At 74.6% G+C, this 14150-nt stretch carries 18 protein-coding genes; 2 read left to right on the top strand and 16 right to left on the bottom strand.

The features are described 5' to 3' along the window. Positions 1–79: 79 nt before the first annotated feature. From DT076_RS01190 to hisI, 12 genes are all read right to left on the bottom strand, one after another. Entirely contained in the window at positions 80–301 is a 222-nt protein-coding gene (locus DT076_RS01190; RefSeq protein WP_114124817.1) for a hypothetical protein, read from the bottom strand. 83 nt (positions 302–384) lie between these two features. Continuing rightward, the gene (locus tag DT076_RS01185; RefSeq protein ID WP_114124816.1) at positions 385–672 is read right to left on the bottom strand and encodes a DUF1905 domain-containing protein; all 288 of its coding nucleotides are present in this window, start codon (positions 670–672) and stop codon (positions 385–387) included. A gap of 1 nt (position 673) precedes the next feature. After that, entirely contained in the window at positions 674–1678 is a 1005-nt protein-coding gene (gene lgt / locus DT076_RS01180) for a prolipoprotein diacylglyceryl transferase (protein ID WP_114124815.1), read from the bottom strand. Beyond that, complete coding sequence (locus tag DT076_RS01175) at positions 1675–2436, bottom strand: DsbA family protein (RefSeq protein WP_158548012.1); 762 nt, start codon at positions 2434–2436, stop codon at positions 1675–1677. Before DT076_RS01175 ends, lgt begins: the two co-directional genes overlap by 4 nt. Continuing rightward, positions 2433–3074 carry an SCO family protein gene (locus tag DT076_RS01170; RefSeq protein WP_114124813.1) on the bottom strand — a complete coding sequence of 214 codons (642 nt, stop codon included), beginning with the start codon at positions 3072–3074 and terminating at the stop codon, positions 2433–2435. Before DT076_RS01170 ends, DT076_RS01175 begins: the two co-directional genes overlap by 4 nt. After that, positions 3071–3934, bottom strand: coding sequence for a tryptophan synthase subunit alpha (gene trpA, locus DT076_RS01165; protein ID WP_114124812.1), 864 nt, complete (start codon positions 3932–3934; stop codon positions 3071–3073). Before trpA ends, DT076_RS01170 begins: the two co-directional genes overlap by 4 nt. Continuing rightward, entirely contained in the window at positions 3931–5190 is a 1260-nt protein-coding gene (gene trpB / locus DT076_RS01160; RefSeq protein WP_114124811.1) for a tryptophan synthase subunit beta, read from the bottom strand. The genes trpA and trpB overlap by 4 nt, the downstream gene beginning before the upstream one ends. Positions 5191–5217: 27 nt before the next feature. Beyond that, complete coding sequence (trpC, locus tag DT076_RS01155) at positions 5218–6027, bottom strand: indole-3-glycerol phosphate synthase TrpC (protein ID WP_114124810.1); 810 nt, start codon at positions 6025–6027, stop codon at positions 5218–5220. Positions 6028–6056: 29 nt separating this feature from the next. Then, positions 6057–6299, bottom strand: a complete 243-nt coding sequence (locus DT076_RS01150) for an HGxxPAAW family protein (RefSeq protein WP_114124809.1) — start codon at positions 6297–6299, stop codon at positions 6057–6059. Further along, positions 6296–6982: a Trp biosynthesis-associated membrane protein gene (locus DT076_RS01145; protein ID WP_114124808.1), complete on the bottom strand. Its 687-nt coding sequence runs from the start codon at positions 6980–6982 to the stop codon at positions 6296–6298. Before DT076_RS01145 ends, DT076_RS01150 begins: the two co-directional genes overlap by 4 nt. Next, positions 6979–8508, bottom strand: a complete 1530-nt coding sequence (locus DT076_RS01140; RefSeq protein ID WP_114124807.1) for an anthranilate synthase component I — start codon at positions 8506–8508, stop codon at positions 6979–6981. Before DT076_RS01140 ends, DT076_RS01145 begins: the two co-directional genes overlap by 4 nt. Positions 8509–8607: 99 nt before the next feature. Continuing rightward, positions 8608–8979 (bottom strand): phosphoribosyl-AMP cyclohydrolase, encoded by a 372-nt coding sequence (gene hisI, locus DT076_RS01135; protein ID WP_233493556.1) that lies wholly within the window; start codon positions 8977–8979, stop codon positions 8608–8610. Between the two features lie 280 nt (positions 8980–9259). On the opposite strand from hisI, the gene DT076_RS01130 reads away from it, so the two are divergent. Together DT076_RS01130 and DT076_RS19540 are read left to right on the top strand one after the other, a co-directional pair. Continuing rightward, the gene (locus tag DT076_RS01130) at positions 9260–9919 is read left to right on the top strand and encodes a TIGR03085 family metal-binding protein (protein WP_114124805.1); all 660 of its coding nucleotides are present in this window, start codon (positions 9260–9262) and stop codon (positions 9917–9919) included. Positions 9920–9942: 23 nt separating this feature from the next. Further along, positions 9943–10110, top strand: a complete 168-nt coding sequence (locus DT076_RS19540; RefSeq protein ID WP_199538867.1) for a hypothetical protein — start codon at positions 9943–9945, stop codon at positions 10108–10110. Between the two features lie 178 nt (positions 10111–10288). On the opposite strand, the gene DT076_RS01120 is transcribed toward DT076_RS19540, so the two are convergent. Genes DT076_RS01120 through gatC form a run of 4 tightly spaced genes read right to left on the bottom strand, consistent with a single transcriptional unit; the run spans position 10289 to position 14131 of the window. After that, on the bottom strand, positions 10289–10834 hold the full coding sequence (locus DT076_RS01120) for a DUF6886 family protein (RefSeq protein ID WP_114124804.1): 546 nt from the start codon (positions 10832–10834) through the stop codon (positions 10289–10291). A 2-nt stretch (positions 10835–10836) separates the two neighbouring features. Continuing rightward, positions 10837–12315: an Asp-tRNA(Asn)/Glu-tRNA(Gln) amidotransferase subunit GatB gene (gatB, locus tag DT076_RS01115; RefSeq protein WP_114125190.1), complete on the bottom strand. Its 1479-nt coding sequence runs from the start codon at positions 12313–12315 to the stop codon at positions 10837–10839. Positions 12316–12326: 11 nt separating this feature from the next. After that, entirely contained in the window at positions 12327–13835 is a 1509-nt protein-coding gene (gene gatA, locus DT076_RS01110) for an Asp-tRNA(Asn)/Glu-tRNA(Gln) amidotransferase subunit GatA (RefSeq protein ID WP_114124803.1), read from the bottom strand. Further along, positions 13835–14131: an Asp-tRNA(Asn)/Glu-tRNA(Gln) amidotransferase subunit GatC gene (gatC, locus tag DT076_RS01105; RefSeq protein WP_114124802.1), complete on the bottom strand. Its 297-nt coding sequence runs from the start codon at positions 14129–14131 to the stop codon at positions 13835–13837. The genes gatA and gatC overlap by 1 nt, the downstream gene beginning before the upstream one ends. Between the last annotated feature and the right edge of the window lie 19 nt (positions 14132–14150).

Raw genomic sequence — 14150 nt, 5'->3', positions numbered from 1 at the left:
GGAACGTGTTCCCACATGACGGACAGGCAGGCGGGCGCCCACCACGTCGTCGTGTGGATCGGTCTGGTGGTGGGTGCGGTCAGCGGGGGCGACGACCGTCCACCCGTACCCGGACGGGTACGGGCTCCGGCTTCGGGCCCCGGGAACCGGAGTCGAACAGGTGGCGCCTCGTGAGCAGGACGGCGCCGGCGAGGACCGCGAGCGCGACCCCTCCGGCGGAGGCCGCGGCACCGGTCGTGCCGACGGCCACCGTGAGGGCCACCGCCGTCAGCGCCAGCAGGTGCACGATGGTGCGGTTCACTGCGCCTCCTCGGTGGTGGGTCACGGACGCCGGTCAGTATAGGTGCAGACGACCCCTCCCAGAGCCACGGTGACGGCCGCGGACTACACCTCCAGGCGCAGCGTGACGCTGACCACAGCGCCGTCGGTGACGCCCTCCGCGCGGCGTACCGCGTCCTTGAGGCCCAGCAGGTAGCTCCCGTCCCGCGGGAACAGCGAGGTGGTCCACGCGGTGGCGCCGATCCGGGCGGTGACGGGGATCACCCCCCAGCCGTAGGTGACCGAGGCCGCGACGGTGCCGATGGCGTCGGCAGCCTCCTCGCCGACGTCGACGAAGTAGAACGGCGACGGCCCGCGCCACTGGAAGACGGTGCCGGTGAAGCCCACCTCCACCTCAGGCCTCCGGCCGCTGCGTCCGACGGGGACCCTCCTCGTCGGAGCCCGCGGCGTCCGGCTGCTCCTCGGGCGGCGCGCCGCCCCCGGCGTCGGCGGTGCCGGCAGAGCGGCGCGGACGCGGCTCCTCCACCCGCTCGGCCGGCTCGGCCGCCTCGTCGTCCTCCGCCTCGCGGGCCTCGCGTCCAGGCTCGACCGACTCCTCCAGCCCGGGCCGGCGGCGCAGCAGCCAGACGAACCAGGCCAGGGCGGCCAGCATGATCGCCAGCGAGGTGAAGTTGTTCAGCCGGATCCCGCCGAACTCGTTGGCCGGGTCGATCCGCACCGCCTCGACGAAGAACCGGCCCAGGCTGTACAGCGTCACGTAGAGGGCGAAGGTCTTGCCCCGTCCCAGCGCGAACCGCTTGCCGGCCCAGACGAGCACGAGGAAGACGCCGACGTTCCAGAGCAGCTCGTAGAGGAAGGTCGGGTGGAAGGTCGCGAACTCCTCGTAGCCGGCCGGGCGGTGCTCGGGGTCGATCTGCAGCGCCCAGGGCAGCGTGGTGGGCCGGCCGAACAGCTCCTGGTTGAAGTAGTTCCCGAGCCGCCCGATGGCCTGGGCCAGCACCACGCCCGGGGCCAGCGCGTCCGCGATCGCCAGGAAGCTGGCACCCCGCCGGCGGGCCACCAGCCAGACGCCGACCGCGCCGAGGGCGACGGCACCGTAGATGCCCAGACCGCCCTCCCAGATGTAGAGCGCGCGGACCGGGTCGCGGCCGGGGCCGAAGTAGAGCTGGGCGTCGGTGATGACGTGGTAGATCCGGGCGCCGACGATGCCCATCGGCACCGCCACCAGCACGACCGTCTCCAGCGTCTCGGGGTCACCGCCGCGAGCCCGCCAGCGCCGGGAGCCGACCACCCAGGCCACCACGATGCCGAGCAGGATGAACAGGGCGTAGGCCCGGACCGGGAAGCCGAAGACCTCCCACACACCGGTCGGCGGGCTGGGGATGAACAGCGGGCTCACGGCGTCTCCTGCAGTCGCGCCTCGAGTGAGGCGGGGTCGGTGGTGGCGAGGTCGAGCGCGGTGCCGTCGAGCAGCACGGTGGGGGTCTGCTCCACCCCGGCGGCGTCGGCGGCCTGGTCGACGGAGTCGAGGTACTCCTGCTGGCCGCGCTGCAGGCACTCCGCGACCGCGGGACCGGTGCCGGGGCTGACCTGCTCGGCGAGCTGGACCAGCGACTCCTCGGTCCACCCGCTGCCGCCGGCGTTGGCGAACAGCGCGTCGTGGTAGGCCCCGGCCATCCCGGTCTCGGCGGCGCAGACGAAGCCGGTGGCGGCGCGCTCCGACGACGGCGGGTCGACGAAGGTCAGCGGCATCAGCTCCACCCGCGCCCGGCCCTCCTCGACGGCCGCGCCGAGCACCTCGTCGTAGGCGGTGGCGAAGTCGGCGCAGTGCGGGCAGCCGAAGTCGAGCCACACGCGCACGGTGTGCGGCGCCGTCGCGGGTCCGAGGGCCACCGGCTGGCCCGGGGTCACCACCTGCGGGGTCAGCTCGGCGGCCGGCACGGTCCTCGGCACCACCAGCTCGCGGGATCGGTTCTGCAGGGCGAGGCTGACGCCCACCACGCCGACCACCACCAGCACACCGGCGGCCAGCAGCACGACCAGCTGGCGACGGCGCCGGCGACGGGTCTCGGCCTGCCGGGCGGCGGCCTCGGCCCGCAACCGGGCGTTGCGGGCCGACTCCGGCCGGGCCGTGCCGGGACGCTTGCGACTGCTCACTGCTGCTCCTCCAGGAAGTGCTCCAGGTCGTCGGCCAGCTGCTCGGCCGTGACGTCCTCCAGCCACACCAGCCGGGCCCGGTGGTCGCGGTCGGCGCCGACCACCTGGGTCCCGTGGGCGATCTCGTAGCCGTCGGCCACCGGGTGCCGCGGCCCGATCTCCACCCCCAGCTGCTCGGCGGCCGTCCGCACCACCTCCAGCTCGCCGCGCAGGCCGATGAAGGCGGGGTCGAACCGGTCGAGGTAGGCCTCCAGCCGTTCCCCGGTGTCGCGTTCGGGGTCGATGCTCACCACCACGACCTGCACCTTGTCGGGGTCGGGCAGCAGGTGCCGGGCCTCGGCGACCGTGCTCAGCACCTCGCTGCAGTGCTGCGGGCAGCTGGTGTAGCCGAAGAAGTACAGCGTCACCGGTCGCGACGGCGAGGTCTGCAGGTCGAAGGCCTGGCCGCGGGTGTCGGTCAGCGTCACCGACGGCACCGGGTAGCCCTCGGTCAGCACCCGGGCGGAGTAGTGGTGGCTGCCCTTCTCCGGGCCGTGGCCGGCCTGGCAGCCGCCCAGCCCGAGACACCACCCGCAGACGAGGACGGCGACCACGGCCCTGAGCAGCCCGGGCGCGGTCCACGTCGGCGTCGGTCTCACCGCCCGGCAGCGCCCGTCCGGGACCGCACCCCGGCGGCCAGGTCGTCGACCACGGCCTCCAGCGCGCTGAGGTCGTCGGGACGTCCGGCGTCGTCGGCGTCCACCAGGGTGCGCACCAGCGCGGAGCCGACGATGACCGCGTCGGCGTAGCTGCCGACCTCGGCCGCCTGGGCACCGTTGGAGACGCCGAGCCCGACGCCGACCATGGTCTCCGGGTCGTGCGCGCGGAGCCGGGCCACCAGCTCCCGACCGGCGGCCGAGGTCTGGTCGCGGGTGCCGGTGACCCCCATCACGGAGGCGGCGTAGACCCAGCCGCGGCAGGCCGCGACGGTGTCGGCCAGCCGCTGGTCGGTGCTGGAGGGGGCGACCAGGAACACCCGGTCGAGGTCGTGGGCGTCCGAGCCGGCCAGCCAGGGCCCGGCCTCGTCGGGGGTGAGGTCGGGGGTGATCAGCCCCGCCCCGCCGGCCGCGGCGAGGTCGCGGCAGAAGGCGTCCACGCCGTACTGCTCGACGAGGTTCCAGTAGATCATCACCAGCGCCGGGGTGCCGGTCGCGGCGACCGCCTCGACAGCGGTGAAGACGTCGCGGGTGCGCACCCCGCGGGCCAGCGCCCGGGTGGTGGCGGTCTGGATGGTGGGCCCGTCGAGCACCGGGTCGGAGTACGGCATGCCGATCTCGACCAGGTCGACGCCGGGCCGCTCGTCGGTGCCGGTGATCCGGGTCATCGCGGCCACCGAGGTGGCGACGTCCGGGTGGCCGACCGGGAGGTAGCCCACCAGGGCGGGACGTCCGGCGTCGCGGCAGGCGGCCAGCACCCGTCCGGTGTGACCGAGCCGGTCGGTCTGCGGCTGGGTGGTCACGCGTCGCCTCCCGTGGTCTTGTCGGCCGAGCCGTCCAGGCCGAACCAGGAGACGGCGGTGGTCACGTCCTTGTCGCCGCGCCCGGAGAGGCAGACCAGCACCAGCGGCGGCTCGCCGGTGCCGCGCTCGGCCCACTCCCGGCCCAGCTGCTGCACCCCGGCGAGGGCGTGCGCGGACTCGATCGCCGGCAGGATCCCCTCGGTGCGGGTGAGCGTGCGCAGCGCCTCCATCGCGTCGGTGTCGGTGACCGCGCGGTAGCGGGCCCGGCCGGCGTCGGCCAGCCAGGCGTGCTCGGGTCCGACACCCGGGTAGTCCAGACCGGCCGAGATCGAGTGCGACTCCCGGGTCTGGCCGTCCTCGTCCATCAGCACGTAGGTGCGCATGCCGTGCAGCACGCCGACACCGCCGCCGCTGATGGTGGCCGCGTGCCGGTCGGTGTCCACGCCCTCACCACCGGCCTCGAAGCCGTAGAGCTGCACGTCGGCGTCGTCGATGAAATCCGCGAAGGTGCCCATGGCGTTGGAGCCGCCGCCGACGCAGGCCGCGACGACGTCGGGCAGCCGGCCGTAGCGCTCCAGCACCTGGGCGCGGGCCTCGGTGGAGATCACCCGCTGGAACTCCCGGACCAGCCAGGGGAACGGGTGCGGGCCCGCGACGGTGCCGATCAGGTAGTGGGTGTGGTCGACCGAGGCGACCCAGTCGCGCATGGCCTCGTTCATCGCGTCCTTGAGGGTGCGGCTGCCGGCCTCGACCGCCACCACCTCCGCGCCGAGCAGCTGCATGCGCGCCACGTTGAGGGCCTGGCGGTCGGTGTCCACCTTGCCCATGTAGACGGTGCAGTCCATCCCGAACAGGGCGGCCGCGGTGGCCGTGGCCACCCCGTGCTGACCGGCGCCGGTCTCGGCGATCAGCCGCCGCTTGCCCATCCGGCGGGCCAGCAGGGCCTGGCCGAGGACGTTGTTGATCTTGTGCGAACCGGTGTGGTTGAGGTCCTCCCGCTTGGCCACCACGGTGACGCCGCCGGCGGTGGCGCCGAAGCGGGTCAGCTCGGTGAGCGGGCTGGGACGGCCGGTGTAGTTGCGGCGCAGGTCGTCCAGCTCAGCGGCGAAGCCGGGGTCGGCCGAGGCCTCGGTGAAGGCCTGCTCGAGCTCGCCGAGGGCGGCGTGCAGCGCCTCGGGGACGAACTTGCCGCCGAAGCGGTCGAAATGGCCGGTGGCGTCGGGCAGCGCCCGCCCGGGTGCGGGGTGGTCGGGCACGTGGTCCTCCAGTTCTGGGAGCCGGTCTCAGCCGGCACGGTGGTGCAGGGCCGGGTGCGCACCGGCCGAGACCAGGTCGGCCACGGCCGCGCGCGGCTCGCGCCCGGTGACCAGGGCCTCTCCGACCAGCACCACGTCAGCCCCGGCCTCGGCCAGCTCGAACACGTCGCGGGGCCCGCGGACGCCGGACTCGGCGATGCGGACGATGCCGCTGGGGATCTGGGGCGCGAGCCGGGCGAAGGTGGTCGGGTCGACCTCGAGGGTCTGCAGGTTGCGGGCGTTGATGCCGATCACCTCGGCACCGCAGGCGACCGCGCGCTCGATCTCCTCGCCGGTGTGGGCCTCGACCAGGGGGGTGAGCCCGATCGAGACGGCCCGCTCGATCAGCGAGACGAGCTGGTCGTCGGTGAGCGCGGCCACGATCAGCAGGGCGAGGTCGGCGCCGGCGGCGCGGGCCTCGAACAGCTGGTAGGCGCTGACGATGAAGTCCTTGCGCAGCACCGGGACGTCCACCGCCCGGCGGACCCGGCGCAGGTCCTCCAGCGATCCGCCGAAGCGGCGTCCCTCGGTGAGCACCGAGATGGCGGCGGCCCCGCCGGCCTCGTAGTCACGGGCCAGCGCGGCGGGGTCGCTGATGTCGGCGAGCGCGCCCCGGCTGGGGCTGGCCCGCTTCACCTCCGCGATCACCGACACGCCCGGGGCGCGGAAGCGTGGCAGCGGGTCGAGCGCGCACGGCAGGCTCTGGACGCGCTCCTTGAGCTCGTCCAGGCTCACCGCCTCCATCCGGGTGGCCATGTCCTCGCGCACGCCGGCGACGATCTCGTCCAGCACTCCCATCCGAACCCCCTCGCTCGAGTCCTGCCCGTTCAGTCGTTGCCCCGCCCGAGGGCACGCATCACCGCGGTGACCACGCAGCCCGCGGCGATGATGGCGCCGCCGATGCCGATGACGAGCCAGTGGGGGGTGATGTCGGGTCCGGGCCCGACCAGGAACCCGATGGTGGCCACGAAGAAGCCCACCAGGCAGATCATGACCCCCGCCCACGCGGCCGGGGAACGGCCGTGGTGGTACCTGGGATGGGTGTGGCTGCGCGCCGGCGCGTCGCTCATGGTCTCCCCTCGGAGTCGGGTGTGGACCTCATTCTGTCCCCCGGGCGACCGGAGGGGGAAATCGGGTGCTGCGGGACGCCGTCCCCGCCGGGCTGGTCGGTCCGGGGCTCCGCGGTCGGATCCTCACCGGCGTCCAGCGCGCGCCAGACCGAGGTCGGGTCGTCGGCGTCGGGTACGGGCCGGTCGCGGCGGTAGCGGTCCGGGCGTGGCGCCCAGCGCCCGGCGCGGAGCAGGGTCAGCACCGCGGCCGCGACCAGCAGCAGCGCGGCGGAGGCGTAGAGCCAGGGCCAGGGCGTCGTGGTGGTCTGCCAGGTGCCGCTCAGGCTGACCCGGCTGAGCGCAGCCCGGGCCGCCTGCTCCGTGGGCTCCGGCGGCCGCAGGCCGACCCACGCCGCCCCGAGTCCGACCAGCAGCAGCAGCCCGGCCAGCACCTGTCGTCCACGGGCGCGCAGGGTCAGCCCGAGCAGGGCGCCGGCGCCGGCCACCACCCCGAGCGCCTGGGCGAGCCCGCCGGTCAGCGTGCCGCCGGCCAGGGTGGCGGTGGCGTCCTCGGCGCTCAGTGTCGCCCAGGGCTGGCCGGCGGTGAGCAGCAGCCCGGCGGCGGCCAGCACCGTCAGCCCGGTCGCGAGCGGTCGGCTCCGCCCGGTCCGGGACGATGCGCCGACTCGCCCGGGCGCGGTCACGACGCGCCGTCCCCCGCCGGGCGGAGCGGGCGCAGCTGCTCGGCCCGCGCGATGGCGCGCAGCACCGCCGCGGCCTTGTTGCGCGACTCGGCGTCCTCGGTGGCGGCCCGGGAGTCGGCCACGATGCCGCCGCCGGCCTGGACGTGGGCCACCCCGTCGCGCAGCACGGCGGTGCGGATCGCGATGGCCATGTCGGCGTCCCCGGCGAGGTCGAGGTAGCCCACCACCCCGCCGTAGAGCCCGCGGCGGGAGACCTCGAGCTCGTCGATGATCTCCATCGCGCGCACCTTCGGCGCCCCGGAGAGGGTGCCGGCGGGGAAGCAGGCCAGCACGGCGTCGAGCGCGGTGCGGTCGGGGCGCAGCCGGCCGACCACCGACGACTCCAGGTGCATGATGTGGCTGTAGCGGCGCACCTGCATGAACTCCCCCACCGCCACGGTGCCGGGCTCGCAGACCCGGCCCAGGTCGTTGCGGGCGAGGTCGACCAGCATCAGGTGCTCCGCGCGCTCCTTGGGGTCGGCCAGCAGCTCGCCCTCCAGCGCCTGGTCCTCGGCCGCGTCCCGGCCACGGGGGCGGGAGCCGGCGATCGGGTGGGTGGTGGCGCGCCGGTCGGTGACGGTGACCAGCGCCTCCGGGCTGGAGCCGATGACGTCGAAGCCGTCGCAGCGCACCAGGTAGAGGTAGGGGCTGGGGTTGCTCAGCCGCAGCGCCCGGTAGACGTCGAAGGCGTCCACCCCGGTGGTGACGTCGAAGCGCTGGCTGACGACCACCTGGAAGGCCTCGCCGGCCTTGATCTCCTCCACGGCTGCCTCGACGGCCGCCGCGTACTCGGCGGTCGTGCGCTGGTCGCGCACCCGCAGCGGGGACTCCTCCCCCGCCTCGGCGACCAGGGCGGGGGTGGGTCGGGCCAGCCGCTCGGCCATCGCCTCGATCCGGCGGACGGCGTCGGCGCGTGCCTCGTCGACCCGCTCGTCGGTGTCGTCGAAGTTGAGCGCGTTGGCGATCAGCCACACCTCGCCGGTCTGGTGGTCCAGCGCCGCCAGGTCGGTGATGAGCATCATCTGCAGCTCGGGCAGCCCGAGGTCGTCGGGGTTGCTGTCGGGCAGCGTCTCGATCCGGCGGACCGCGTCGTAGCCGATGTAGCCGACCATCCCCGAGTGCAGCGGCGGCAGCCCTTCCTGGCGCACGCCCTGCAGGCGGGTCAGCGTCTGGCCGAGGGTCTGCAACGGGTCGCCGCCGCTGGGCAGCCCGACCGGGGTGTGGCCGGTCCAGACGGCCTTGCCGTCGCGTTCGGTGAGGGTGGCAGCCGAGGAGACCCCGACGAAGGACCAGCGCGAGCGCACCCCCTGCCCGACCGACTCCAGCAGGTAGCTGCCGGGCCCACCGGAGAGCCCGTCGGTGCCGACCAGCTTGGCGTACAGCCCGACCGGGGTCTCGGCGTCGGCCACCAGCCGGGTCCAGACGGTGATCACCCGGGTGTCGCGGGCGAGCTCGCGGAACCGTTCGATGCTGGGCTCGATCTGCACCCCGTGCCTGCCTTCCTCCTCGCCGGGCCCACCTGGCCCGGATCTGCCGCCCCAGCGTAGGGGACGCCCGCGGCCGGCGAGCCGTGTCGACCGACCGGCTCAGCCCGCCTCGCCGAGCAGGGAGTGCACGTCGAAGCAGGAGGCGGCACCGGTGTGGCAGGCCGGGCCGGTCTGGTCCACCCGCACCAGCAGGGTGTCGCCGTCGCAGTCGAGCTCGACGGTGCGGACGTGCTGGACGTGGCCGCTGGTCTCGCCCTTGACCCAGTACTCCTGACGGCTGCGCGACCAGTAGGTGCCGCGGCGCGTGGTCAGGGTGCGGTGCAGGGCCTCCCCGTCCATCCAGGCCAGCATCAGCACCCGGCCGCTGGTGGCGTCCTGCACCACCGCGGGCACCAGGCCGTCGGCGTTGCGGCGCAGCAGCTCGGCCACCGCGGGGTCGAGGCGGTCGGCGGTTGCGGGGTCGTCGGGCACCGACCCATTGTGGCGCGGGCTGGGCGGACCGGCCGTCATGACCACGAATGAGGTGGCAGCGGGCCGTCGAGCGGCGCGCCGCCGACGACGAATCGGGGCCCGGCCTGGCTGCTGACCCGGGGAGGAGATGGGCTGGTTCGCCCGCGACGGCCTGTCGGTGGTGACCGCCGACGTCCTGCCGGAAGGCCCCGGCTGGCCGCGGCAGCGGACCGCGCTGCGTCGCGCGCCGAGCCCGGGCTGACCGTTCGGCGCCGGGGACGGCGGGCACTACAGTGCCAGGGTGCATCTCGCTCAGTCAGAACGCGCCGCCCTCTGCGACCTGCTCGACTCGGTGGGTCCCGCGGCGCCGACGCTGTGCGGCAGCTGGACGACCCACGACCTGGCCGCGCACCTGTGGGTGCGCGAGACCGACCCGCTGGGCGCGCCCGGCATCGTGGCCAAGCCGCTGGCCGGTCTGACCGAGAAGCGGATGAGCGAGACCAAGGAGCGCTGGGAGTACGCCGAGCTGGTCGACAAGATCCGCAAGGGGCCGGCGCGGTTCTCGGTGTTCGCCCTGCCCGGGGTGGACGAGCCGGCCAACGCCACGGAGTTCCTGGTGCACCACGAGGACGTCCGCCGGGCCGGGCCCGACCCGGCGCCGCCGCGGGACCTGGGCGCGGAGACCGAGGACTGGGTCTGGCGCCGCCTCAAGCTGCTGGGCCGGGCGTTCTTCCGCCGGGCCCCGGTCGGGGTGGTGCTGGAGCGCTCCGACGGCGACGGCCGGGCGTCGGGCGAGGACCGGCAGCTGCGGGTCTCCTCCGGCGCCGACACCGTGACCCTGGTCGGACGCCCCTCGGAGCTGCTGCTCTACGGCCACGGCCGTGGCGCGGTGGCCGACCTGCAGGTGATCGGTGAGGAGGAGCCCGTGCGGGCCCTCACCGACGCCGACTTCAGCCTGTGACCCCCCGACCAGAGGAGGACCCGATGTCCGACGTGTACCGCGAGCGCGACGAGGCCGACGCCCAGGAGCAGGCCCGCGACCTCGACCCCGCCACCGACCCCAGTCCGGACGCCCCGGAGCGGCTGCCGGCCGAGGCCGACCCCGCCGACGTCAGCGACCAGTGGCGCGACGTCCCCCTCGACGAGGACTGAGACCCGCCGCAGCCCTCATCCCGTCGACGGGCCGTCGGCGCGTTCGCGGTAGTGGGGGCTGTGGATCAGCCCGGGCACGTGGCCGAAGGGGTCGGTGACCGAGGCCGTGGCGAACCCGGCCTCGCGCTCGACCACCGGCTCGAACCGGGCGCGCGCCCAGATCGAGCAGGCGCTGGGGTCAGGGATCGCGGTGGCGCGGGGAGTTGCGCAGCCGGATCCCGGAGAAGCCCAGCCCCGACCCGACCACCTCGGCCCACCAGCCGAACAGGTCGCGGGTGACCCGCAGCTCGATCCCGGCCGCCGCGTGAAGCCCCGCCAGGTCGTCCAGCACCTCCGGCGCCCGCAGCGGGTGGACCGGCCGCTCGGCGACGGAGGCGTGCACCGGCGTGCCGAAGGGCCGGAAGTCCCGGGCGTCGAACGGGTAGGCGTACAGCGTCGTGGTCAGCAGCGGCCGCAGCCAGCCGTGCTCGATGACGTGGACCCGCTCCGTCCTGCGGCCGAGCAGCCGGTCGGCCACGCCGGGGTCGGTGCCGGGCTCACGCCAGGCCATCGCCCGTGGGCACTGCCGCGGGAACCAGTAGTCGGGGCACCGCGCGGCGTCGACGGCCCAGACGTAGGCCTCCGGCTGCCGCGCGGTGGCGGCGACGTGCGGGACGAACCCGGTGATCGTGGGGTCCTCGCTGAAGTGCCAGACCTCCCCGGCCGGGGCCCGTCCCGCCGTCACGCTCAGGCCAGCTTCTCCAGGATGAGCTCGCGCACCCGGCCGGCGTCGGCCTGCCCGCGCATCTCCTTCATCACCGCACCGATCAGCGCACCGGCGGCCTGCACCTTGCCGCCACGGATCTTCTCCGCGACGTCGGGGTTGGCCGCGATCGCCTTGTCGACCGCCGCGCCCAGGGCCCCGTCGTCGGAGACCACGGCCAGCCCGTGGCCCTCGACGACCTCGGCCGGCGAGCCCTCGCCGGCGAGCACGCCCTCGATCACCTGGCGGGCCAGCTTGTCGTTGACGGTGCCGGCCTCGACCAGCTGCTGCACCTGCGCCACCTGGGCCGGGGTGATGGCCAGCGCGTCCAGCTCGGTGCCGGACTCGTTGGCCCGCCGGGCCAGCTCACCGACCCACCACTTGCGGGCGGGCTGCGGGGCGCAGCCGGCGGCGACCGTCTGCTCGATCAGGTCCACCGCGCCGGAGCTGACGACGTCACGCATCTCCAGCTCGGAGTAGCCCCACTCCTCGCGCAGCCGGCGACGCCGCTCGGCCGGCGGCTCGGGCAGGGTGGCGCGCAGCTGCTCCACCCACTCCCGGCTCGGCGCGATCGGCACCAGGTCGGGCTCGGGGAAGTAGCGGTAGTCCTCGGCGGTCTCCTTGGAGCGGCCCGGGGAGGTGGTGCCGGTGTCCTCGTGCCAGTGCCGGGTCTCCTGGGTGATCGCGGTGCCCTCGCTCAGCAGCGCGGCCTGCCGGGTGATCTCGTAGCGCACCGAGCGCTCGACGCTGCGGAAGGAGTTGACGTTCTTGGTCTCGGTGCGGGTGCCGAAGGGCTGGGTCGGGTCGGTGCGCAGCGAGACGTTGACGTCGCAGCGCAGCGAGCCCTGCTCCATCCGGACGTCGGAGACGTCGAGAGCCCGCAGCAGGTCGCGCAGCGCCTCCACGTAGGCCCGGGCCACCTCCGGCGCCCGGGCCCCGGTGCCGGTGATCGGCTTGGTGACGATCTCGATCAGCGGCACGCCGGAGCGGTTGTAGTCGAGCAGGGAGTGGCTGGCGCCGTGGATGCGTCCGGTGGAGCCGCCGACGTGCAGCGACTTGCCGGTGTCCTCCTCCATGTGCGCCCGCTCGATCTCGACCCGGAACGGCTCGCCGTCCACCTCGACGTCGAGGAAGCCGTCGAAGGCGATCGGCTCGTCGTACTGCGAGGTCTGGAAGTTCTTCGGCATGTCGGGGTAGAAGTAGTTCTTCCGCGCGAAACGGCACCAGTCGGCGATCGAGCAGCCGAGCGCGAGCCCGATCCGCATCGCCGACTCCACCGCCGTCCGGTTGACCACCGGCATCGCCCCGGGCAGCCCCAGGCAGACCGGGCAGGTCTGGGTGTTGGGCGGGGCGCCGAAGGCGGTGGAGCAGCCGCAGAACATCTTCGAGCGGGTGCTCAGCTCGACGTGCACCTCCAGGCCCAGCACCGGGTCGAAGGAGCGCAGCGCCTCCTCGTAACCCATCACGGTCGCGGTCACGCCGACACCTCCTGCAGCTGGGGGATCCGGTTCAGCAGCGGGCCGCCCCACTGCTCGGTGAGCGCCCGCTCCAGCGCCGCGCCCACCCGGTAGAGGCGGTCGTCGGCCATCGGCGGTGCCATCACCTGGAGGCCGACCGGCAGCCCGTCCTCCGGGGCGAGCCCGGCGGGGAAGGACGCCGCGGCGTTGCCGGCGAGGTTGCTCGGCAGCGTGCACAGGTCGGCCTTGTACATCGCCAGCGGGTCGTCCACCCGCTCCCCCAGCGGCCACGGGGTGCTGGGGGTGGTGGGCGAGACCAGCACGTCGCAGCGCTCGAAGGCGGCGTCGAAGTCGCGCTTGATCAGGGTGCGCACCTTCTGCGCCGAGCCGTAGTAGGCGTCGTAGTAGCCGCTGGACAGCGCGTAGGTGCCGATGATGATGCGCCGCTTCACCTCCGCGCCGAAGCCGGCCTCGCGGGTGAGGTTCATCACCTCCTCCGCGCTGCGGGTGCCGTCGTCGCCGACCCGCAGCCCGAAGCGCATGGCGTCGAAACGGGCCAGGTTGGAGGACGCCTCGCTCGGCATGATCAGGTAGTAGGCCCCCAGGGCGGCGTCGAAGCTCGGGCAGGAGACCTCGACGACCTCCGCGCCCAGCCCCGACAGCAGCTCGACGGCCTCGGTGAAGCGCTGCTCGACACCCGGGGCGTAGCCCTCGCCGCCGAGCTCGCGGACCACGCCGATCCGCATCCCCGCCACGTCGCCGGAGCGGGCAGCGGTGACCACGTCGGGGACGGGGGCGTCGATGGAGGTGGAGTCGAGCGGGTCGTGGCCGGCGATCACCTGGTGCAGCAGCGCGGCGTCGAGGACGGTGCGCGCGCAGGGCCCGGGCTGGTCGAGGCTGGAGGCCAGCGCGACCAGGCCGTAGCGGGAGGTGCCGCCGTAGGTCGGCTTGACCCCGACCGTGCCGGTGACCGCCGCGGGCTGGCGGATCGAGCCGCCGGTGTCGGTGCCGATGGTCAGCGGGGCCTCGAAGGCGGCCAGCGCGGCGGCCGAGCCGCCACCGGAGCCACCAGGGATCCGGCTGGTGTCCCACGGGTTGCGGGTCGGGCCGTAGGCGCTGTTCTCGGTGGAGGAGCCCATCGCGAACTCGTCCATGTTGGTCTTGCCCAGCACGACCAGCCCGGCCTCGAGCAGCCGGCGGGTGACGGTGGCGTCGTAGGGCGGGTGCCAGTCCCGCAGCATCCTCGACCCGCAGGTGGTCGGCGCGCCGCGCATGGTGAGGACGTCCTTCAGCCCGAGGGGGACGCCGGCCAGCGGGCCCAGCGGCTCCCCGGCGGCGACCTTCGCGTCGACCGCGCGGGCGGCCTCGAGGGCGCGCTCGCCGTCGACGTGCAGGAAGGCGTGCACCACCTCGTCGACCGCCTCGATGCGGTCGAGGTGGGCGCGGGTGACCTCCTCGCTGGAGTGCTCGCCGGCGGCGATCCCGGCGGCCAGCTCGGCCGCGGTGCGGTGCAGCAGCTCGCTCATCAGGCCTCCTCCCCCAGGATCCGGGGCACCCGGAAGCGCTCCTCCTCCGCGGCCGGCGCACCCGCCAGCACGTCCTCGCGCGGCAGCGACGGTCGCACCTCGTCCTCGCGGAAGACGTTGGTCAGCGGCAGGGCGTGGGAGGTGGGCTCGATGTCGGGCCCGGCGACCTGCTGCACCGAGGCGACCGACTCCAGGATCACGTCCAGCTGCGGGGCCAGGTGCTCCAGCTCGGCCTCGCTCAGCTCGATCCGGGCCAGCTTCGCCAGCCGGGCCACGTCGTCGGTGGTCAACGCCACAGGGGCTCCCCTCGGGTGG

Source organism: Desertihabitans brevis, from assembly GCF_003327535.1.
Taxonomy (GTDB): domain Bacteria; phylum Actinomycetota; class Actinomycetes; order Propionibacteriales; family Propionibacteriaceae; genus Desertihabitans; species Desertihabitans brevis.
This window is presented reverse-complemented; position numbering and strand designations above follow the sequence as displayed.

Coding starts and splice junctions, on each gene's coding strand:
- gatB (WP_114125190.1), bottom strand. CDS start 12,315: ATGGGTTACGAGGAGGCGCTGCGCTCCTTCGACCCGGTGCTGGGCCTG.
- DT076_RS19540 (WP_199538867.1), top strand. CDS start 9,943: ATGTCCGACGTGTACCGCGAGCGCGACGAGGCCGACGCCCAGGAGCAG.
- trpC (WP_114124810.1), bottom strand. CDS start 6,027: ATGGGAGTGCTGGACGAGATCGTCGCCGGCGTGCGCGAGGACATGGCC.
- DT076_RS01150 (WP_114124809.1), bottom strand. CDS start 6,299: ATGAGCGACGCGCCGGCGCGCAGCCACACCCATCCCAGGTACCACCAC.
- gatA (WP_114124803.1), bottom strand. CDS start 13,835: ATGAGCGAGCTGCTGCACCGCACCGCGGCCGAGCTGGCCGCCGGGATC.